This window comes from Bifidobacterium commune, assembly GCF_900094885.1.
GTDB classification, from domain to species: domain Bacteria; phylum Actinomycetota; class Actinomycetes; order Actinomycetales; family Bifidobacteriaceae; genus Bifidobacterium; species Bifidobacterium commune.
Map to the genome: position 1 here is coordinate 21742 of NZ_FMBL01000002.1, position 21930 is coordinate 43671.

Sequence of the window (21930 nt, forward strand, 5' to 3'; positions counted from 1 at the left end):
GTTCTACCATTAAACATCCGCTTCCCTGTTACAGATTTCTTGATTCCTTTCCCCAGAGCTTGCCGTTGTCGGCAAAATTGGCTAGCGTCGGCATCATGACTAGGAACGCGACACAATACGTATGCTCGGAATGCGGCTGGAACGGCGTCAAATGGTACGGACGCTGCCCCGAATGCGGCCAATGGGGCACCATCGAGGAATTTCATGAGGCACGCCCCTTAGCAACCTCCCGCACCGCGGCACCGGGCCGCACCTCACGCACACAGGCCAGTCCCGCAACCCTCTCCGGTAACGGTGCAGCCAAGCCGATTACAGAGATATCCACGGAAAGCACAAAACGCATTCCCACAGGATTCAAGGAATTCGATCGGGTACTCGGCGGCGGCATCGTGCCCGGTTCCGTCGTTTTGGTCGCTGGAGAACCAGGCATCGGCAAATCGACCTTGCTCTTGGAAACATCCGGCAATGCAGCTCGGGAAAACAGCGAAAAGTCAGTTCTCTATATTTCCGGTGAGGAGTCCCAGGCCCAAGTGCGCATGAGAGCCTCACGCATCAACGCGTTGGAGAAGAACCTGCTTCTGGCTTCAACCACAGATCTCGCCACCGTGCTGGGCATGATCGAACAGGAAAAGCCGAGCTTGGTCATTGTGGACTCGGCGCAGACCATCGTTTCGCAGGATGTCGACGGCATTTCGGGAGGCTCCACGCAGGTTCGAGAAGTAGCCAGCGCACTCATCGATACCGCCAAAACACTTGACATTCCGGTTATGCTGGTCGGGCATGTCACCAAGGACGGATCCATCGCGGGCCCTCGAACATTGGAACATCTGGTGGATGTAGTCTGCCAGTTCGAAGGTGACTCGCAGACCGCGCTTCGCTTGCTGCATGCTTCCAAGAACCGCTTCGGACCCACGGACGAGGTAGGGTGCTTCGATATGAGCGGCGAGGGCATCGAGGAGGTAAGCGACCCTTCCGGCCTGTTCCTTTCAACGGAAACGACGCCGGTCGACGGCACCTGCGTCACCTTCACCCTCGACGGCCACCGAAGCCTGCCGATCGAAATACAGGCGCTCGTCACCAACTCCGTGCTGCCCACCCCGCGCCGCAACACCAACGGCATCGATTCCAATCGCCTCGCCATGCTTTCGGCCGTGTTGTACCGTCACGGTCACGTCAACCTGTTGGCCAACGACCTTTACGTTTCAACCATCGCAGGCGGACTGGCAAAAGAGCCGGCCTGCGACCTCGCCATCGTCGCCGCGCTGGCGAGCGCCACCCACTCAAAACCCATCGACCGCACCACCTGTGCCATAGGCGAGATCAGCCTCACCGGCCAGGTGCGCCCCGTCCCGCAACTCTCCCACCGCCTCAACGAGGCCGTGCGTCTCGGATTCACGAGAGCCATCGTGCCTGCACATCGAGGCCGTCGCGACATTAAAGCCGTCACAGGTCTGCAAATTGTGGAAGTTTCCTCCCTACGTGACGCCCTCGACGCACTCGGCGTGGCAAAATCGAGATAACGCAGCCGGCAATCACTTCAGTGCCCGTATCATTGCATCCTTCCAGAATTCCTGAACGAGCACAAAGTCGAGGCCAGTACCGCTACAGCGAGAATAACGGCAATCATGCCGACAAACGTCCCCACCAATACGGGTACTCCCCAAGGGGATATTCCTTCACGTGCGTATTGCATGGCCAGCTCGGCGAAAACGGCGCTTAGGCCAACGCCCGCCAAAAAATACATCCAGCACGACCTCCCATATCGCAGCGCGGACGACAGAGCCGCGGGAAACGCCAAGCCTGCGAAGTCGCCGGTTTTCTTCACGACGTTCCGTCATGACAATAGCGCACGATTGAATCAGAAAAATCGCTGCGAGCACTGCCCCGCCAACAATGACAATGGCCAATCCATGTTGTTGAGAACGACGTTCCCTTGCAAAATAATCAATGTATTCCTGCTTAGCGAGAGCCAGCGCCCCGCTGCTGTTGGACTGGTCGCGGCATATCTTGATTCCGCTAGTCGCATGTGCCTTGTGACCTGATCGGCGAACGCTTGCGACGAAACACCCTCGCGCCGCTTAATCGCTGCAAAAACCGTCATCAATCACACCGTTGAGGTCGAAGTCGCCGTCCAGCGTAAAGAAATCCATTGTGGCATTTGAGCCCAGACCTTTCGGAATCTCTACAGCGGCCACGATTTTCGCCTTATAGACATAATCGTTCTTCCCATAGAATACGACCGTCTGACCGAGATGATAATCACCATAGGGAACCATTTTCTCGATGTTGACAGCAATTGCGCCTGGCCCAAGCGACGACAGGGACCCTTCGACGAATCGAGGAACATTCGAACCAGCTTCGCCTAGCATGTCGGCGCTGGTCGCCGTGACCTCCACGGTCTTATCATGTAAGCCCACCCATTCCTGACTGTGACACATCACAGAACTGGCAATATCACTCTTCCGAAAATCCAATGTTTTTCTTATCTTGCTCGCCAGTATATGCGACGACGCTTGCGCAAACAAATACAACGCCACCAGAGCGAAGACAGTAACGAATGAGGTTCTTGCCTGAGAATATGCTTCCGAAAATTGAAAACCTCACGCTTCAACCCCATGCAGGTTCGGGCGGATTCGCCGACAAGGCAGAAGCCCGCTGGTGGCAATGGCATTGATAGAATGACTTCGGCATGACGTTCGCGGTTCATCGCGGAAGTCACACACATCCGAGACAGGCAAAGGAACGGAACGATGAGCGTTGCATTTGAGAATATGAGCGAATACGCCCAACATCTGGTCAAAACACTCGACCTCGAGGCACACCCTGAGGGCGGCTGGTACCGGCAAACATGGCTGAGCCTTCAGGCCGCTGCCGGAACCGCGACAACGCAAGCCGCCGAACGCGGAGACGTGCAACGCGGCACGGATACCACCGATTCCGAAAAAGCCTACGCGGCAACCGCGGATGATCTGAAGGCGATGAAGGAAACGGAAGGACGACCACTGGCCTCGCTGATTTACTTCCTCCTGGCTCAGGGAGATGCCAGCGCATGGCATAAAGTCGATGCAGCGGAAGTTTGGCTTTGGCACGGACCGGCCACCGTCGGTCTCGAATTGGGTGGATACGGCGACGCTCCAGCCGACGAGTCCGGTCGCACGTTCTACACGCTGGGACAGGATATCGCGTCAATCGACCCCAATGCCACAGGCACCACACCGAAGACGGAAGGATACGTTCCCGATGCATCCACCACGCCTGTGGGCCACGTGGTCATCCCCGCTGGCTGCTGGCAGCGCACCGTGCCCGGCAACGGCGACGCCTTGGTTTCCTGTGTCGTGAGCCCCGGATTCACCTTCGACGGTTTCACACTCGAGTAGAGCGCCGGCCACCAGCATTAATTCAATATCAACTCACGTTTTAGCATGGGGAGCAGCGACACCCCAACAATTTACCGGCCGATAACGCCCAAGGGAGCAGTAACCATGACCGAACAGCACTGTGATTGCGATGATTTCGCTTCTTGGGCGCGCATGTTTTCCCAGCGCACCAATCAATCATTGGCTGGGGCAAATCTTCTCGTCGACGAAAACGACGGCAAATCCGACCGCAACGCCCTGTTGAAAAACCAAGCGGAATGCTGGGGAATGAATGTCATCGAAGTTTCCGACAAGGCTCGCACCGAGGATCGAGGCGAAGCAGATGCACTACCGATCAACAGTAGCGGGAAAGCGTTTGCATATCGATATATTCCCCAATCGTGCGACCATAACGATGCCAAAACGTCCGAAAACGCAGTGATTGCCGATATGCGCGAGGCCACCGGCCGCGAAGCGATGGACTATGCACAGAAACACATGCCTGTCACCCACGAGCTGATGAGGCGATTGACCGGGCGCGGCACCACAGACGATGACACCGCGACAATCTCCCGTTACCGAGGCAACCAACGTGGGGATGCGCAAGTCCACGATTCACCGGCCCCCATTGATTTCAACGGCATCCGCATCGCCATTTGCCTTATTCTCGAACCCAAAACTGCTGTGCTGCTACGTGAGCTGAAAGCGGCTGGCGCGCAGGTCGGCGTGTGCTGCGAACCCGGCGGCGTCGACGAGCGTGTGGCCAAACAATTGCGCACCGAAGGCATAACGGTGGAAGCCAAAAACGACTGGACCTCTGAGCAATACCACGATGGTGCACTGCGTCTGCTGGATGCGCTCAACCCCAACATCATCATCGACGACGGCGCAAGCTTCGCACGCCTTGCCGCACGCGAACGCCCGGACATCGTTGCGAAGCTCATCGGCGTGGCGGAAGAAACGACAAGCGGTGTCCGTGCGTTTCAGGCGATGCAGGACGACCACGCCCTGCCCTACCCTGTCGTGGCAGTCAATGACAGCCCGCTGAAAACCTGCTTCGACAACGCACACGGCACCGGTGAGACCTGTGTCACCACCATCCAGGAAATCCTCGGGGCGCAATGGTTTACAGGCAAACGCATCGCCGTTGTCGGATATGGCCCCGTCGGCCGCGGTTTCGCCTTGCGCATCCGGGCGCTCGGGGCACAGGTCACCATTTGTGATATTGACCCGACCGCTTGCCTAAAAGCGGTGTTTGAAGGTTTCCCGACGCAGGATATCAATGAAGCGGTATCCGATGCCGACATGACGGTTTCCGCCACAGGCGTTCGACATACACTTGCGATCGAGCATCTACGTGCCATGAAGACAAACGCAACAGTTACGGTCATCGGAGGCATCGCCGATGAAATCGCCCTGGATGAGATCCCCACGTTCAAGCATCATCCGGAATGTGACGTCACCACCATAGAAGTTCCCGACGGCCCGACCCTGCGTCTGCTTGCGCAAGGCGATGGTGTTAACTACACAGCCGGAGGCGGCAATCCGATCGAAATCATGGACCTGAGCTTCGCTGTTCAAGTCAGTGCCGTGGCACACCTCATCAAGCACCAGGGAAAGCTTCCACACGAATTGATCCAGCTCGACAAGCAAACAAATCGCGAAATCGCGAATATTGCGTTACAACTTCGTGGATACCACGTCAGCCACACTGTAAAAGACAATGGTTATAGTTGGGAGACCACGCGTTTCGACGCGATGCGGGATTGAAACACCGTCATTTCAGCCGATAGGCGGCAACCAATCATACCAAACAATGAAAGCAACATGATGAATCCGGATTCCCCACTTCGAGACACTTCCGAAAGCCACGACACCAACGACAAGAACATCTACCTCTATTCAGCCAAGCTCGTGATTCCGGTGACGGCACCAGTCATCGGGCAAGGCGCAGTTGCCGTTCGCGGCAAACGAGTACTGCATGTCGGTACGCGGGCGTGGGTGCTTCGAGAGCTTCGAGAAGAGGGCATCGACCCCACCGAGGTCATCGAACGATACTTTGACGGCATCATCATGCCGGGTCTGGTCAACGCGCACACCCATCTGCAATACACGGGAATGCAGGATGTCGGGCAAGGCCACTATCCGGACTTTCACAGTTGGGAGCAAGCCTTCGACGTGGTCTATTCGAAAGCCGAGCACACCAAACCTTGGAAGGAGTGGGCCTCCGACGGAGCTCGCCGTCTGGTGGAAAGCGGCACCACAGCCGCCGCGGACGTCGTGACCGACATCGAGGCCGCGGGGGCGCTCGCGTCGCAAGGTCTGCACGGCATCACCTACTGGGAGGTGATGAACTGGCGAAACGCGGATTGGCAGAATTACGGCAAAACCGCACTCAAGGAATCTCTGTCGCAGATCAAGACACTGAATCCGCCGAACATCGGCATCAGCCCACATGCACCGTACACCCTTGATTCCGAACCATTCATCGATCTTCCGGACATCGCACGCAGTCTGAATATGCGACTGCATATCCATCTGGGAGAAACACCGATGGAAGCAGGATCACACCCAGCGATTTTAAGTACGTATACAGCAAAAGACTGGAACGATGACCACTGGCCCAACTACCGGGAGCTGAAGAAACAAGGCAAGGGGGCCTCGGCCATACAGTTCGTGGATAAGCTCGGTTCACTCGGTCCGGATGTGCATATTGCACACGGCGTGTGGGCCAATCGCGAGGACCGACGAATCCTGAGGCAACGCGGCGTGTCCGTCGCGCTGTGCCCGCGCTCCAACGAAATTACTCATACCGGCAAGGAGGCACCGGTACGCGACTACATGGATGAGGGTAACATGCTCTCCATCGGTACGGATTCGCTATCCAGCTCCCCCAGCCTCGACCTGTTCGACGAAGCTGCCATCGTCTACGATATGGCACGCAAGCAGGGATACACCCATGATGATCTGAGCCATCGCATTATCCGCATGATGACCTTAGGTGGCGCCGAATCCATGGGTCTTCATATCGGAACCGAACGCATCGGGCAAATCAACGCGGGGTCACTGGCCGATCTTTCCTTCATTGACATACCTCCACAAACCGAGACACCAGAACAGGTCGAGCACACGCTGGACGAACTGATCCGCGATGGTTCCGGCCACAACAAAGCAACGATTATCTCGGGTCATGTGATCTATAACGATGGAGCGTTCGAGGCAATCTAACGTTTGGAGGCTCAAATGAAAGGGAATGATAACGAGCCATAGCTTTCTCCTATAATCCAGGGATGTCTGCTTCTGCAAGTACAACACGTCAGATGCTAAGATGATTGTTGTCAACGTCTGCCGAACACCTAATAGTGTTGGACAGACATGTCCTCGATTTCAAAAAAGGCTGATCACATGTCATTCCCATTTTCCAAAGGAATCACCCGTGCGCTGGCGACCGCACTGGGCGTTACCGCATTGCTTGCCGGCGCTGCAGGCTGCGGCGGATCGAACGACTCGGGTGCCAAGTCAGGCGACATCACCCAGCAAACCTATGAACCGGGCTCACTGACCGTCGCCACCGGTCAGCCGACTTACGAACCCTGGGTCATTGACGACAAGCCAGAAACCGGCAAAGGATATGAGGCCGCCGTCGCATATGCCGTTGCCGAGAAGATGGGCTTCAAAAAGTCACAGGTTAAGTGGACACGCACCAACTTCGACCAGGCGGTGGCTCCCGGGGCTCAGAAGGATTGGGACATGAACATCCAACAGTTCTCAATCACACCCGAACGTAAAAAATCCGTGGACTTCACCCCCAGCTACTACAACGAAACTCAGGCCGTGGTTGTGCTCAAGAGCGGCAAATACGCCGACACCACATCCGTCAACGACCTCAAGGACGGCATGATCGGCGCCATGGTTGGCACTACCAGCTACGACTTCACGGCTTCCAAGATCAAGAAGGACATCAAAACCTTCAACGACAACGCGGCCTTGGCACAGGCGCTCAGCTCCAACCAGATAGACGCGCTCGTCATCGACACCCCTGATGCCGTGAACATGGTGCAGACCGGACAAGTCAAAGATGCAAAGATCATCGGCCAACTCCCCGGTTCCGAAGACAAGGAAGGTATGGGCATCGTGCTGCCAAAAGGCTCCCCTCTCACCCAGGAAGCCTCCAAAGCCATGGATGCTCTGAAGAAGGACGGCACCATCCAGAAGCTACAAGAAGAATGGCTCAAGGAATACACCACCGACATTCCCAAACTCAAAAATTGAGCCAACCAGCAAGTTCTGGCCGGAGCCTCAATCCGTGAACTGATAACGAGGCATAAGCAACGTCTATGAGCAAAATTATAATCCCCCAATCCCGACGGCGTGTCATACGTCGAACGGTTGGGGGATTCCGTTAGATTGAGGCGTGTCAGGCCGCTGTCTGTCGCTCCGGCCCTTGGTTCTGTGCCTGATTCGGCGACGCGGCATCGCTCATCCAACAAGGAGCAGCCATCCCATGACATATCAAATCAGACAACGCCTCGCCCGATTCCTCGTTGCAACGGCATCGGTATTCATGCTCGTTTTGGGCGCCGGATGCGGAGCCACATCCAACTCGCAATCTGACCCCAAAGATATCACTCAACAGACCATCACTCCCGGCACCTTGACGATCGCCACCGGAGAACCGGCCTACACACCCTGGGTAATGGACAACAAACCGGAAACCGGTAAGGGATTCGAATCAGCCGTCGCTTACGCCGTAGCGAAGAAAATGGGATTCAAACGCTCGCAGGTCAAATGGGTACGCTCCACCTTTGATTCAGCTATTGCCCCCGGCACCCAAAAGGACTGGGACATGAACATCCAGCAGTTCGGCATTTCGAAGGAACGCAAGAACGCCGTGGACTTCACCCCCAGCTATTTCAACGCCGACCAGTCGGTTGTCGTACTCAATGACGGAAAATACGCCGATACCAATACCGTAAGCGCGCTGAACGATGCGACTATCGGCGCGATGGTGGGCACCACCAGCTACGACTTCACCGTCTCCGCAATCAAGAAGGACGTCAAGACATACAACGACAACGCCACATTGGCCAAGGCTCTTGACAGCAATCAAATCGACGCGATGGTCGTAGACACACCCACGGCCGTCAACATCGTCAAATCGGGACAGGTGCGCAACGGCAAGGTCATCGGCCGCCTTCCGGATTCCCACGACCCCGAAGGCGATGGCATCGTGTTGCCAAAAGGATCCAAACTCACTTCCCCGGCCACCAGGGCCATCAACGATCTGAAAAAGGACGGCACGCTGGACAAGCTGCAAAACGAGTGGCTGAGCGAATATGTGACCAATGTGCAGGTGCTCAACAAGTAGCCTGCATATGTCATCCATCGTCAGCAAACAATCACGGATGTTTACCGAGAAGCGCTGAAACTGCGTCGTCACTCGAATACGGCCGACATCCTGCATTCTCGGGAATCCGTGAACCTGACCATGACCCTTCAACCATGCCTCACGGCAGTGGTTGAAGGGTCACTCTATACTTGCATTGTAAGGCCATCGGCTTCTCTTTTAAGATTGGTCACCCATGCTCCAGACTGCAACACAGAACATCAGCGCCGTCGAACTCGAACGTCAGGGCTATCTGCGAAAACAAAGTCTTAGGTCAGTTGGCATCAGCATCGTCAGCACCCTTGTGCTTGCCGGACTGGTCGTCATCAGCCTCAAACTTTCGCCGGGCTGGCCCAACGTCCGCGAATCGTTTTTCTCCGGCAAATACTTCGCCCAATCGTTCCCCAAGGTTTTGGAAGGACTCTGGCTTAACCTCAAAGTCCTTCTGTTCGCAACCGTAGGCGTAGGGATTCTCGGTACGGCATTGGCCATGATACGCATCAGCACCTCGCCGTTGCTCTTCCCTCTGCGGGCACTCGCGTCACTCTATACGACTCTGATGCGGGGCATTCCGATGATCGTCCTGCTTTATCTCATCGGATTCGGCATTCCCGGACTTAATATCTTCGGACGCATTCCTGCGGCCGTGCTCGGAACCATCGCAATTGTTTTGGACTATTCCGCATTCGTCAGCGAGGTACTACGCGCCGGCTTCGAAGATGTCCATCCCTCACAGCGCGCTTCCGCCCGGTCACTTGGTCTGACCAGCGGACAAACCGTTCGAATCGTTATCATTCCCCAGGCGTTGCGCAATGTGGCCCCTGCGTTGATGAACGATTTCATCTCCATGCAGAAGGATGCGGGCCTGATCTCCACCTTGGGTGCGGTCGACGCGGTACGTGCAGCACAAATCAGCGTCGCTCAGACCTATAACTTCACCCCCTACGTCGTGGCAAGCGTGCTCTTCATCTGCACCAGCGTCCCATTCATCCTGCTCAATGATTGGTATTCCAAGCGACTGCGCGGGCGCGAACAAGGCATTGGCGTGGTATGACGTCTTCATCTGACCTCCAACGCACATCAGATAACCCAGTCCGTTCATCCTTGAGTTTCGAAAGCCGAACAGCAATGACCGACAATGAACAACAAGCATCGAGCATCCAGACCGGCAATCCGGTGCTCCATATCGACAACGTCAAAAAGAGCTATCGCAACGGCAAGGTCGTCAATCCGGTGCTCAAGGGCATTTCCTTTGATATCAATCCACATGAGGTCGTGGCACTTCTCGGTCCTTCGGGCTCGGGAAAATCGACACTGATGAAATGTGTCAATTTGCTTGAGCATGTAGACGATGGCCAGATCTGGCTCAATGGCACCGATATCACCGATCCGCGTGTGAACGCAGACAACTCTCGTGCCCGCATCGGAGTGGTTTTTCAGCAATTTAACCTGTTCCCCCACATGAGCGTACTCAAGAACGTCACACTCGGGGCAATCAAAGTGCATCATTGGCCGAAAGACAAGGCTGAAGCGAAGGCTCACGAGCTGCTGAGACGCATCGGCATGAACGAAAAAACCAAGGCTTACCCGGATCAGCTGTCCGGCGGTCAGCAACAGCGTGTGGCCATCTGCCGCGCGTTGATGACAGACCCTGAACTGCTGCTGCTGGACGAGATCACCTCGGCTCTCGATCCGATGCTTGTGGGTGAAGTGCTTGACATGGTCACCGAACTCAAGGAACGTGGCACCACAATCCTCATGGCCACCCACGAGATGGAGTTTGCACACCACGCCGCAGACCGCATCGTACTGCTTCAAAAAGGTGTAATCACCGAGAACGGCACACCGCAAGAGGTTATGGAAGAGTCTCAGAATCCCGACACCCGTGAATTCTTCAGCCACTTCCGCGAAGTATAAGTCTACGAGCCTGGTCATTTCAACAACGCGATCAAGCGGCCGTCTTGACAGTCCAGATACACCGGACGCCGTGGCCACATCAACGCATCAAAACGCGATACTGGCCACGGCGTCCGGTGTATCTGTAATTCCTTATTCCAAGTTTCCCTTCAACCGCATCTATTGACAAACCAGCGACGCTAAACATCGTTTGCCGGTCGCCATATCAGGTCACTTGCCGCCGGTCATCTCCAGTGTCTGGTCGGCATAGCTTTGCAATGCGACCTTCAACTCATCCGTGTCCTTGAATTTGATCTGTCGACGCAAGAAACCTGCAAACTCGACATGAACCTTATGCCCGTAAAGTTCCAGCCAATCCTCGGTGATCGCATAGGGCTCGATGACGCGCTCCCTAATACCCGTCTCATCACTATAGGTTGGTTTGGTACCGATGGAAATAGCGGCCGGCCAGCGCCAAGGCGACCCTTCAGCCATGCGCATCACATCAGAAGATGTGGCAAACTTTGTGGTTTTGATGTCGTTGTCACCGACGGCTTCATCGGCCTCGCCGTCTACCGGCCCCAAATCGATTAACCAGCCAGCGTAAACACCATCCACCGGCACATACCCTTCAACCACCTGCGCCAGATTCGCCGTAGGGAAACCAATCTCACGCCCGCGCTGCTCTCCATGGACCACCTCACCCTCGACGGCGTGGTCATGCCCTAAGATCTCAGCCGCGGCCTGCACGCATCCCCGCGAAAGCAGGTAACGCACATTCGAAGAGCTCCAAACCCGCACCTTTCGGCAATTATTCTGTTTGGTCCACGAGCGCAACTCGGTCTTACTCAACCCCTCCCGAGGGTCCTTCGGTTCTCCGGCATCTTCCGGCACCTCCGGTTCGAAATGGGAGGGAATCCACGTGTAGCCGGGCCCCAGGTCGTCAACCACATCAAGCTCGAAAACACCCGTGGCTTCAGAAAGCTCCTGAATCGCCTTTACGTCACCGGCACGGTTGGCTCCCAAAGCCGCATCCTTGCCGAGCACCAACGTACGCATGCCGAGCTTGCCGACCATCTGCCCCAGGAAGAACCTGAACGACTTGGCCGCGAACGCCATCGTATAGTGCAGAACCAAAACACGATCCACCCCCAAATCGCGCATCACACGGATACGCTGATCCACGGAACTCAATGCCTGCGTATCAACATAATCTTCAGGCACATCCATGCCGTCGTGCTTGTCGGCATAGGTGTGGGCAAGAGCCGGCCTTGAGTCGAGCACCATCACCACAGCCAACGAATCGTTCTGCTTGGCCAGCTCGACAACGCGGCGAATCACCGCCTGATGCCCCTTGTGCATCCCATCAAAAACGCCAATCGTCATCACCGTGCGCTTGTGCGCGCTCAAGGTGGGCCAATCCACCAATCCACTATCGTCGGGTGTCAACCTGGTGATTTTCATCGAAATCCTTTGTTTTGTTTCTTGGAGTCCATTTTATCAGCCAGGCAGCACCTGTGAAAGCCCTTTTTTTCTCGAGACTTCATGTGGCGGCGAAATATATTTGCCGACGCTGCGCAACGTTTGCAAAGTTCTGTCAACCGGAAAAGACAACGTGCGTTAGTTGACATCACTCACGTTTCAACTCAAACAATCGATAAATCTCGTTTACTGATACGGAACACCACTCCCAGCGTGACTGTTCCGGCGTTGTCAGCTGCCTGTTGCAAATTGTACTTTTGTTCATCGAGTTCGTCGTACGCCTCACCGCAGGGATTGCTGATGCCGCGCACACAGAGAAACGGCACACCGCATTTGGCGGCGATTTGAGCTGCAGGAGCCTCCTCCATCGCTTCCCCTTCGGCACCGAAACGATCAACCAATTCCCTGAGCACATCGGGATCCGTATTGAACCGGTCGCTGGTCGAGACATTGCCCACCACATAATGACGGCCGATTCCATTCGCGTGATCCATGGCAGTATCCGCAGGTTCGCTCTCGACACCTTCGTTTCCCACCCGAAGACGGTCGTCCTGCGAATGAGAAACACTTGCCGACTCACACTGTGAACGGATGCGTTCGAATCCCTCTTGCTCCGCCGACTTTACGGCAGCCTCAACCATCGTCGCATCTGACGGAAAATACTCAAGGAACGGGACACACTCGGCAATAATCTGCGTATTGGTTTCCGCATAATGTTGCTCGGCGCAAATCAGGATGTCACCGATGGCGAGCCCAGGGTTGATGGAACCAGCGATCCCACTGAAAATCAAGGCTTTCGGAGCATATCGGTCGACTATGAATTGTGCCGCCGCAGCTGCGTTGGCAGCACCCATACCGCCTACACACACCACAAGAGGCACACCTTGATATGAACCCACGGTGACGCGGTTGTTCAACACAATTTCGGTCTGCGCGCCATCCATCTTGGAAACGATGAGTTCAGCTTCGCGCTCAAGCGCACACTGTACGGCGATGACATGATGTTCGGTGACCATGCCTCAATTCTCCAAGCCGCGAAAGACATAACCTTAATCAAATCCATCGAGACTGGTTGACAATCAGCAAACATGGGGCCGCTTCGTATCCGTTTTGTCTCCCTGAATGCGTCTGCACGATGAAAGTCAGTGCGCCGACTGCTTGCAAAAGCGATCCTATACGCAGACGAAAGCCACTATCCAGGAAAAACCACCACAGGTTTCAACTCATGAGCGCCGACCGATTGGACAATACCTACTACCTCGCCGGTTTGCGGCTGATACGCTGCCGCGATGCCATCACCAACGCCTTCTTCGCCTACCTCGATGGAAGAATCGCTGTTTGCCTCGACGGGCAACGATATCGGAAGCCTGCATCCGAAACGTAGGTCGCTCGCATCCTCATCACTGACGGCAATGACCGGCATCGTCCTCTGTACAGCCTCAAACATCGTCAGAGAGCGATCCGCGAGCTCTTCTGCCTCAATATCCAATACAGCTCTGTTCAACGTCATCGTCACGCCATCGCGATTCGTAAATGCACGCGGTTCGGCATGTGCCGTAACCACACGACAAGCCAATTGAGAATCTTCCAAATCGAATTGTCCGACCCGTGTGCGGCGCAACTTGGTCAGGTAACCGCCAACGCCCAAGAGCCGCCCCAAATCACGGCCCAGCGAACGAATATACGTACCTGTCGAACAGCCGACACGCACATCCACATCGATAACGGGAATCGTCCGTGCGCTATTTCCAGGGTCACCGCCATTGGCCACAGCCACCGCATTGTGAACATGCAGCACAGTAAATTCATTAATAGTGACCGGGCGCGCATCAAGCTCAACATCCTTGCCCTGTCTGGCCAACTCGTAAGCGTGACGTCCATTGACACGAACCGCGGAATAAGAACTCGGCACCTGTTGGATATCGCCGGTCAGATGATCGCTGATGACTTGCTCAATCTCCTGAAGCGTCAGCATACGAACGTTGCCGTTTTTCTTGCGTTCGCCGTCTGGAGTCGATTGCAATTCCTCATCCACCAGCACCGACGGCGCGACTGTCCTGACCTCACCTTCGGAATCGTCGGTGGTACTGGCCTGCCCTAGGCGGATGGTCGCTTCATATGACTTGGTGTGATCGACTATGTAATTCAACAGTCGTGTTCCATAACCGAAACCAATCACCAAAACACCTGAAGCCTGCGGATCAAGCGTACCTGCATGACCGACGCGCCGCATATGTAGCGCTCCGCGCATCGCCGCCACCACATCATGACTGGTCACACCGAGTGGTTTGTCAACCACAACCAGTCCGGAATGTTCCGTCTTATTGCTCTTCTTCGACACTATCATCCTCGAAATCGGCAGCCGTCTTCTTCTCGCGAGGCTGCTGATAAGGATCGGCATCGCCTGCATATTCAGCAGTTGCGCGGGTCCTCGCCAACTCCTCATCGCGTCGATGGGCAGCGGTGAGAATGTCCTCAATCTCGTGTGCCTCACTCGGTACCTCATCGTAGACGAACTGCAGCTGCGGTGTCAGACGGAGCCCCGCCTTGGCACCAACCAGCGTACGAAGCCTGCCGCTGGACTGCTTTAACGCCTGCTCGGCGCGTCGGCGCTCACCTTCGGCTTTACCTTCGTCACCGAGCTGTGTCCAATAGACGCGTGCAATCTGCAAATCGCCGGTTACTCGCACATCGGTGATGGTCACGTTCTTCAAACGCTTGTCATGCAATGTACGCTCCATCGACGAGGCGATGACACGCTGAATCAACGCCGCAATACGCGCGGCCCTTGGATTAGTTCCTGCCATAACAATTCCTTGATGTACTGTTTTCAATAAGAATACAAACATAACGATTGCCACCTGCCGTATGACGTCGGAGCAGGTGGCAATCGTTAATATCTCAATGTCTGTTCTTCCTCAGACTAGGACTTAGAAGCGTTTCCGGCATCAGCGGACTTGTCATCCTTCTTGGAGGATTTGATGTCCTTGCGCTCGATTTCCTTCATCTCGAAAGTCTCGATGATATCGCCTTCCTGAATGTCGTTGAAGGAGCCGAGATTGATACCCGCTTCGTAGCCTTCCTTAACGGACTGCACATCGTCCTTGAAACGACGCAGCGTGGAGATCTCCAAATCGTTGACCGTGGTGACGCCGTTGCGCAAGATGCGAGCCTTGGTGCCGCGCTTGACCTCGCCGTCCTGAACCATAACACCGGCAATGTTGCCGAACTTGGAGGAACGGAAAATCTCGCGAATCTCGGAGTGAGAGGTAGTGACCTCCTCGTACTCCGGCTTGAGCATACCTGTAAGCGAAGCCTCGATATCCTCGATCGCCTTGTAAATGATCGAGTAGTACTTGACTTCCACACCCTCGCGCTCAGCAAGATCGGCGACCTGACGGTTCGGACGCACGTTGAAGCCGATGATAACGGCCTTGTCAACGCTTGCCAGGTTGACATCATTCTGGTTGATCGCGCCGACTCCGCGGTGGATGACCTGGATACCAACCTCATCGGACACTTCGATTTTCATCAGGGACTCTTCCAGCGCCTCAACGGAACCGGACGAATCGCCCTTGATGATGATGTTAAGCATGTCAACCTCAGACTTGGCGAACTGCTCCTTAAGGCTCTCAAGCGAGACAATCTTACGGCGCTTCGCCAGCTGGGCCGCACGCTCGGACGCCTGACGCTTTTCTGCAATCTGACGGGCTGTACGGTCTTCGGGAGCAACAAGGAAGAGATCCCCTGCGCTGGGCACGGAAGTCAGACCCAACACCTGCACGGGAGTGGAAGGATCTGCTGTCTTCATATGTTTGCCGTTCTCATCAAGCATCGCGCGAACGCGACCATAAGAATTGCCCGCCACAATGGAATCACCGACATGAAGCGTTCCCTGCTGGACGAGCACGCTCGCAACAGCGCCTCGACCCTTATCGAGCCTAGCTTCGATGGTCGCACCTCGTGCGTCCATATCCGGGTTTGCCTTCAAATCAAGTTCCGCATCAGCAGTCAGCAGAATCGATTCAAGCAGCTTGTCAACATTCGTGCCGTTCTTCGCGGAAATATCGACGAACATGGTGTCACCGCCGTATTCTTCAGCGACCAAACCAAACTCGGTGAGCTGTCCGCGCACTTTCTCTGGATTCGCGCCATCGACGTCAATCTTGTTGACCGCCACGACAATCGGCACCTTGGCCGCTTGAGCATGGTTGATGGCTTCTACCGTCTGAGGCATCACACCGTCATCGGCCGCAACGACAAGCACCGCGATATCGGTAAGCTCGGCGCCACGGGCACGCATGGCCGTGAACGCCTCGTGACCAGGTGTATCAAGGAACGTGATCTTGCGCGGCTTGTCTTCCAGGTTGACGGTGACTTGATAGGCACCAATACGCTGGGTGATGCCGCCTGCCTCGCGTGCCGATACGTTGGTCTGGCGGATGGTATCGAGCAAGCGGGTCTTACCGTGATCAACGTGACCCATAACCGTAACCACTGGGGGACGAGGCTTGAAGTTCTCGTCGTCCTGCAGCTCTTCCTCATCGAGATCGATGTCGAACTGCTGGAGGATTTCCTTGTCTTCTTCTTCGGCAGAGACAATCTTGATGCTCCATCCGATTTCCTCGCCAAGGATCTGGAAGGTCGCCTCGTCAAGGGACTGAGTGGCAGTAACCATCTCCCCCAAGTGGAACATAACCGTCACCAACGCTGCGGGATTGACATCAATCTTCTCCGCGAGGTCAGCCAAAGTGGCACCCTGACGAAGCCTGATGGGTTGACCGTTGCCGGTTGGAATGCGCACACCACCGATGGTAGGTGCTTTTATCTCCTCGTAATCACGGCGCTTCGCGAGTCTGTTCTTACGAGCCTTTGAGGATTTGCCTCCCTGACGACCGAACGCACCTGCGGCACCGACGCGACCACGTCCACCGCCACGGGAAGGAGCGGAATTTTGGAAACCACCGGTGTTGCCGCCAGCGGAGCCGCCGCCGAAACGGTTGCCTCCACGACCTCCGTACTCCCCTTGGGCTTGTCCTTGGCCTTGTCCGGGACGATTGCGTCCCCACTGCCCTGACTTTGCACCCTGATCCGGACGCCCGTTGCGGAATCCGCCACGTCCGCCGCGACCACCGCGTTCGCTGCGATCATTGCCAACCGTAGGTCGAGACATGGGATGGGGGCGCGGGATTCCGTTGGGCATGGGTACATGCATACCCTGCTTACGGCTGAACGGATTGTTGCCGGGACGTGGGCCCGCACCGGGATGCTGAGCATGAGACGATGACTGTGCGCCCGTGCTACCGGGACGAGGAGTGCCATTATGCGCACCAGGCTTCGCACCGCCGGCATTGCTGGAACGCTGATTGCCGCGTGGTCCAGGAGTGGCCTCCTGGCGGCGCGTATGATCACGCGCGCTACGCTCATTGCGATTACGGCTGCGCTCTTCGCGTTCAAGACCTGCGTCATTACGACGTGGAGCCCTCTGCTGAGTGGTACGCGCAGATTCACTGCGCTGACCAAGCTTGGCGGCCGGCGCATGCGGACGAGCCTGCTCACCAGGCTTGGATACAGCCGTATCCTGCGACTGATGACTGCTTGCCGGTTTGCTCGCACGGCTCTTTGGCTTAGGTTTTCCTGTTTCCTGAGCTGGTGCAGAATTGCCGTTTTGCGGGAATGCAGCCCGCAATTTACGAACGACGGGTGCCTCCACGGTGGAGGACGCGGATTTAACGAACTCCCCCATGTCCTTCAGCTGTTGAAGGACGGTTTTGCTATCTACGCCGAACTCTTTGGCGAGTTCATATACGCGCTGTTTTGCCACTCAGTTTTCTCCTACTATTGTGACCGCGCGTAATGGCGCGATCAATATATTGTTACGGCGAGTTTATCCAGACTCATCGTGCGACCATGATTGTGTTCCTCGTCTCCAACCGACATGCAGACACCCTACGTGCCCACATTCGGATTACTTCAATCCAGCATACTCGTGATGCTGGATTGAAGGCTACTGCTCGTTTCCTGCCGAAGCGTTCGCCTCTTCGAACCCTTGGGCTCCCTGCGCTGCCGCCCGGGCCTCACTGGATTCGATGCCAATCTTCCAACCGGTAAGTTTGGCCGCCAACCTCGCATTTTGCCCTTCCTTACCAATCGCAAGCGAAAGCTGATCATCGTGGATATAGGCGACTGCCGTCTTGTTCTTCTCGCTGACGATGTCAACACCGGTTACCACTGCAGGAGACAGTGCTGAACCAACGAATTTTGCCGGGTCTTTCGACCAATCGACGATATCGATTTTTTCCGGACCTAGATTTTCCATCACAGCACGAACGCGAGCGCCGCCGGGTCCGATCAAAGCACCTTTGGGATTGACCCCTTCGGTGTTGGCACGCACAGCGATCTTTGTACGTGCGCCGGCTTCACGAGCGATAGCCATAATGGACACCGCGCCGGAGACCAACTCGGGCACTTCACGCTCAAAGAGCTGACGAACCAATTCCGGATGCGAGCGCGACACGACGATTTCCGGCCCTTTAAGTCCGCGACCAACGGTAACAACATACACACGTAAACGCTCCCCATGGCGATAATGCTCACCCGGAACCTGCTCACGCTTGGGCAAAATGGCCTCAACGTCACCGACGGCGACGTGCACATTCGCCGGATCCTTCATATCCTGCTGAATAATGCCGGTAATCAGCTTGCCCTTTTGCCCAGCAAATGCACCAAGCACTCGCTCGTCTTCCGCATCACGGAACAGCTGTCGAATCACCTGTCGAGCGGTCGAAGCTGCCAAACGTCCGAAGTCGTGAGGCGTATCATCATATTCCTCGCCCAATTCCGGACGTGGATGCGGATTTTCTTCGGTAGGCTCCACCGGTTTCTCGTCCCTCGCCCAAATCGTAAACGTACCGGCACGATCGTCAAGCTCGACACGTACATGTTTCGCCGGGTGAGATGTTTTACTATATGCCAATAACAACGCTTCAGAAAGTGCGTTATCAAGTGTCTCGGAATCGATTCCTTGTCCAGCCGCGAGCTGATGAATACCTGCCAGGTCTAGTTCCATGGTCGCAAGACCTCCTATATGAAATTATCTATCGAGCCCTTTAGCCCATTAAGTCACAATCAACCAGTATTTTAGTTGTTTATGCAGACAGGTCAGATTTTTTCCTTATTGCGGAATCCACTGGGACGGTGCGTCCTCGCCAGTGCAACGGCCATCGTCACAATGCTGTCTTTAGCCGCGTGCAATCCGCCCAGGCTCGAATCCCAAGCCGAACAAGCAGGCCCTTGCAAGTCGGCTTATAGCAATGCGATGCGTTCAACCTCACGAACCACAGCGGACAACCCGTTTGTCGCGCGATATATTTCTGCCGGAGACGCAGCGCAAGCTTGGAAAGATGCAGCGGCATCCTGCCCCGCCCAGTTCGGTATATACACCATGAAAAGCGTCCAGATGCAATGGATACAGAAGAATCTTGCACCATTAATCGGTGTAAGCAACACTGTGCATCCCAGTGCTCAGATCGCAAACCTTAATGAAGTGGTTGCCTTGAGTCTCGATAATAAAACCATTGGCGGCGTTGCTTTGGCAGAAGACCGAGCAGGTTTCGAAACCGAGGTCCTGGCGGCCAAAGGTGTCAACGGGGCCACCCTACGGTTGAGCGATGACCACAAGGCGGTAGCCGCTCGGCTTATTTCGATTGAGCCACATGAGGACATGTCGAACGCTCGGGTCGAAGATCCGAGGCAGAAAGTCTATGACACCAGTGATCTTCTGGCACATCCGGATGTTATCACCGACCCATCCACGGATCTGCAGGCACCAACCATAGCCGTCGTTGAAATGGGTTGTGCTCGGGAATCTCTGACGGCACTCGCCTCTGCTCTTACCGACTCCCGTGATGACGACGGGACGAAGCACCGCGGTAATGTCACAGGCGGCGCAACAAACACTTCACTAGCCGTACTTTCCGATCTAATCAGTTCACGCGCATATCTGGCGCTATCGGAAGGTTACCCGGCAACCGATGCGGCACTATTGGGATGAGTAATCGCGCGCTGAAAGGTTACGGTCCAGTTGAGACTCTTCCAGATTGAACAGTTCCAACTGGGGAAATAAAAAACCTCCGAAACCGAAGCCACGGAGGTTTGATGCGGATAAGGCGAGATTCGAACTCGCGGAGGGTTGCCCCTCACACGCTTTCGAGGCGTGCTCCTTAGACCGCTCGGACACTTATCCTTTGCGTAAAACCGCAACTTTCACAGTATAAGGCAACTCATCAACCAACGCAACCGGGCGTGGCGCACAACCATTTGCCATCCATCTTTTCGATTTTCTCCAAACACAACCTAGAGCACAACATTGGTGAAATAAATCCGCGGCTTATGTTTTCGAGACTCAATTCCTCGGATTCATTCTCCGCTGCTCAATTCTGGATCGACCAGACACCAACAAACCGATTGAATCTATAACGCGACCCAGTAAACAGCAGCACAATGCTCGCTTACGTACACATTGGCAAGATAAGAGTCCGCTCTGTCACTTCAAAAAGCCAAACTGGGAGATCACCGAACGAGCACGGATGGCAATACTGAACCGATTACTCGTTCAAGGTGCGCCTTGCACGAATCGCTTCAGCCCTTTTGCCCAACTCCGCATCGATAGGATAATCGACGTGCTCCAGAGTAAGGCCACAGGCTGCAATCGGGCCGGTCGATCCTTCTCGCACAGGAACATCGATCTTTTGGGCGAACCAGTCCAACGACTTGCGATGACGACCAACCTGTACGCACGCGTTGACAAGAGACCGGACCATGTTGCGCGCAAAGGCGTCAGCTACGATCGTGAAACAAATCAGTCCCGATTCAATCGATGGAACAACATAGTCTTGGGAGGTTGACGACAACTGGATGTCAGCAACATCGAGGCTTTCACACGATTGAACGCCATCGTTCTTGTCTTCTTCGGTCTCACGCAGACTTAGATCGCCATGGTCCACGTTTACACCGGTTGATGAAGATTCGCCATTGACGCCATTCCCGATTACTGAACTGCGTACATCAGCAGACGCTTCCCTCCGCATTTCCGGCCTTGCGCATCGAGCGCAGGAACTGAGAGCATCACCATACATTCCTGTCATTGGCACACGTCGCCACGACGCCCGTTTCACCTCACGTATCGTAGTGCCGCCGGGGTTAGGCGTCGCAAATGAGCCAAAATCATGCAATCCAATAGTTTTTACCGCAGCTTCATTCATGACCGCAATATCCAGCTCATCCTCAATCCTGAACACAAACCCTCGCAACCGAGGATCGGCAGCTGGTCCGGCACCATCGGCAATCCGGTAGACATAGGTACGTTCCAACGCCGAAAAACGCGCGTCAAAACCTTCCGGAGCGATGCTAATATCGTGCAAGTTGATGTCATCAGGAAGATCATGCCTTAATCTACGTTTCAATGCTTCAATCGCAGGCACTTCCATATGCCCGACACAACGTTCGATGGTCTTCTCCCCGACATCCAAATGACAGACTTGATGGGAGGCGTGCACACCGGTATCGGTGCGTCCAGCGACAACCAGCCGCAACGGCTCATCTTCGTCGTCCGCAGCTATACGCAATACCGTATGTAACACCTCTTCAAAAATACCCTGAACCGTACGCAAACCCGGTTGCCTAGCCCAACCATGAAAGGCAGCACCATCATAAGCCAAATCAATTCGTAATCTCATCGTAGCCAGTATACTTCCGATACGTTCCTACGTTGAATGGAATATGAAACGAAGAAGACCGGAGACTTGTGTC

18 protein-coding genes and 1 tRNA gene are annotated in these 21930 nt (G+C 55.2%); 10 read left to right on the top strand and 9 right to left on the bottom strand.

Annotated elements, in window-relative coordinates; genetic code table 11:
- Window positions 1–95 precede the first annotated feature (95 nt).
- Window positions 96–1520, top strand: coding sequence for a DNA repair protein RadA (gene radA, locus GA0061077_RS03910; protein WP_091847676.1), 1425 nt, complete (start codon window positions 96–98; stop codon window positions 1518–1520).
- A gap of 105 nt (window positions 1521–1625) precedes the next feature.
- Complete coding sequence (locus GA0061077_RS03915; RefSeq protein ID WP_143249601.1) at window positions 1626–2042, top strand: hypothetical protein; 417 nt, start codon at window positions 1626–1628, stop codon at window positions 2040–2042.
- Between the two features lie 36 nt (window positions 2043–2078).
- On the opposite strand, the gene GA0061077_RS03920 is transcribed toward GA0061077_RS03915, so the two are convergent.
- Window positions 2079–2441: a hypothetical protein gene (locus tag GA0061077_RS03920; protein WP_159426909.1), complete on the bottom strand. Its 363-nt coding sequence runs from the start codon at window positions 2439–2441 to the stop codon at window positions 2079–2081.
- 309 nt (window positions 2442–2750) lie between these two features.
- Here GA0061077_RS03920 and GA0061077_RS03925 point away from each other — a divergent pair, with 309 nt between their 5' ends.
- From GA0061077_RS03925 to GA0061077_RS03955, 7 genes are all read left to right on the top strand, one after another.
- A complete protein-coding gene (locus tag GA0061077_RS03925; RefSeq protein WP_091847679.1) occupies window positions 2751–3377 on the top strand; it encodes a cupin domain-containing protein in 627 nt (208 codons plus the stop codon).
- Window positions 3378–3482: 105 nt separating this feature from the next.
- Window positions 3483–5126 carry an adenosylhomocysteinase gene (locus tag GA0061077_RS03930; protein WP_091847680.1) on the top strand — a complete coding sequence of 548 codons (1644 nt, stop codon included), beginning with the start codon at window positions 3483–3485 and terminating at the stop codon, window positions 5124–5126.
- A 60-nt stretch (window positions 5127–5186) separates the two neighbouring features.
- Window positions 5187–6584 carry an amidohydrolase family protein gene (locus GA0061077_RS03935; protein ID WP_091847908.1) on the top strand — a complete coding sequence of 466 codons (1398 nt, stop codon included), beginning with the start codon at window positions 5187–5189 and terminating at the stop codon, window positions 6582–6584.
- Between the two features lie 177 nt (window positions 6585–6761).
- Window positions 6762–7628 carry an ABC transporter substrate-binding protein gene (locus GA0061077_RS03940; RefSeq protein ID WP_091847681.1) on the top strand — a complete coding sequence of 289 codons (867 nt, stop codon included), beginning with the start codon at window positions 6762–6764 and terminating at the stop codon, window positions 7626–7628.
- Window positions 7629–7860: 232 nt separating this feature from the next.
- Window positions 7861–8724: an ABC transporter substrate-binding protein gene (locus GA0061077_RS03945; protein WP_091847682.1), complete on the top strand. Its 864-nt coding sequence runs from the start codon at window positions 7861–7863 to the stop codon at window positions 8722–8724.
- Between the two features lie 214 nt (window positions 8725–8938).
- Window positions 8939–9796 (top strand): amino acid ABC transporter permease, encoded by an 858-nt coding sequence (locus GA0061077_RS03950; RefSeq protein WP_091847683.1) that lies wholly within the window; start codon window positions 8939–8941, stop codon window positions 9794–9796.
- 74 nt (window positions 9797–9870) lie between these two features.
- The gene (locus tag GA0061077_RS03955) at window positions 9871–10659 is read left to right on the top strand and encodes an amino acid ABC transporter ATP-binding protein (RefSeq protein ID WP_091847684.1); all 789 of its coding nucleotides are present in this window, start codon (window positions 9871–9873) and stop codon (window positions 10657–10659) included.
- A gap of 210 nt (window positions 10660–10869) precedes the next feature.
- Here GA0061077_RS03955 and GA0061077_RS03960 read toward each other — a convergent pair whose 3' ends face one another.
- From GA0061077_RS03960 to nusA, 6 genes are all read right to left on the bottom strand, one after another.
- The gene (locus GA0061077_RS03960; RefSeq protein ID WP_091847685.1) at window positions 10870–12102 is read right to left on the bottom strand and encodes a riboflavin kinase; all 1233 of its coding nucleotides are present in this window, start codon (window positions 12100–12102) and stop codon (window positions 10870–10872) included.
- Between the two features lie 182 nt (window positions 12103–12284).
- Complete coding sequence (locus GA0061077_RS03965; RefSeq protein ID WP_091847686.1) at window positions 12285–13136, bottom strand: 5'-methylthioadenosine/S-adenosylhomocysteine nucleosidase; 852 nt, start codon at window positions 13134–13136, stop codon at window positions 12285–12287.
- Window positions 13137–13312: 176 nt separating this feature from the next.
- A complete protein-coding gene (gene truB / locus GA0061077_RS03970) occupies window positions 13313–14467 on the bottom strand; it encodes a tRNA pseudouridine(55) synthase TruB (protein ID WP_091847687.1) in 1155 nt (384 codons plus the stop codon).
- Window positions 14442–14927: a 30S ribosome-binding factor RbfA gene (rbfA, locus tag GA0061077_RS03975; RefSeq protein WP_091847688.1), complete on the bottom strand. Its 486-nt coding sequence runs from the start codon at window positions 14925–14927 to the stop codon at window positions 14442–14444. Before rbfA ends, truB begins: the two co-directional genes overlap by 26 nt.
- A gap of 116 nt (window positions 14928–15043) precedes the next feature.
- The gene (gene infB / locus GA0061077_RS03980) at window positions 15044–17944 is read right to left on the bottom strand and encodes a translation initiation factor IF-2 (RefSeq protein ID WP_091847689.1); all 2901 of its coding nucleotides are present in this window, start codon (window positions 17942–17944) and stop codon (window positions 15044–15046) included.
- 183 nt (window positions 17945–18127) lie between these two features.
- A complete protein-coding gene (gene nusA, locus GA0061077_RS03985; protein WP_091847690.1) occupies window positions 18128–19189 on the bottom strand; it encodes a transcription termination factor NusA in 1062 nt (353 codons plus the stop codon).
- Window positions 19190–19438: 249 nt separating this feature from the next.
- On the opposite strand from nusA, the gene GA0061077_RS03990 reads away from it, so the two are divergent.
- The gene (locus GA0061077_RS03990; RefSeq protein ID WP_143249602.1) at window positions 19439–20173 is read left to right on the top strand and encodes a hypothetical protein; all 735 of its coding nucleotides are present in this window, start codon (window positions 19439–19441) and stop codon (window positions 20171–20173) included.
- Between the two features lie 107 nt (window positions 20174–20280).
- Here GA0061077_RS03990 and GA0061077_RS03995 read toward each other — a convergent pair.
- Both GA0061077_RS03995 and GA0061077_RS04000 read right to left on the bottom strand, forming a co-directional pair.
- Window positions 20281–20365: transfer RNA gene (locus tag GA0061077_RS03995), tRNA-Ser, on the bottom strand.
- Between the two features lie 361 nt (window positions 20366–20726).
- Complete coding sequence (locus GA0061077_RS04000) at window positions 20727–21857, bottom strand: tRNA pseudouridine synthase A (RefSeq protein ID WP_091847692.1); 1131 nt, start codon at window positions 21855–21857, stop codon at window positions 20727–20729.
- Between the last annotated feature and the right edge of the window lie 73 nt (window positions 21858–21930).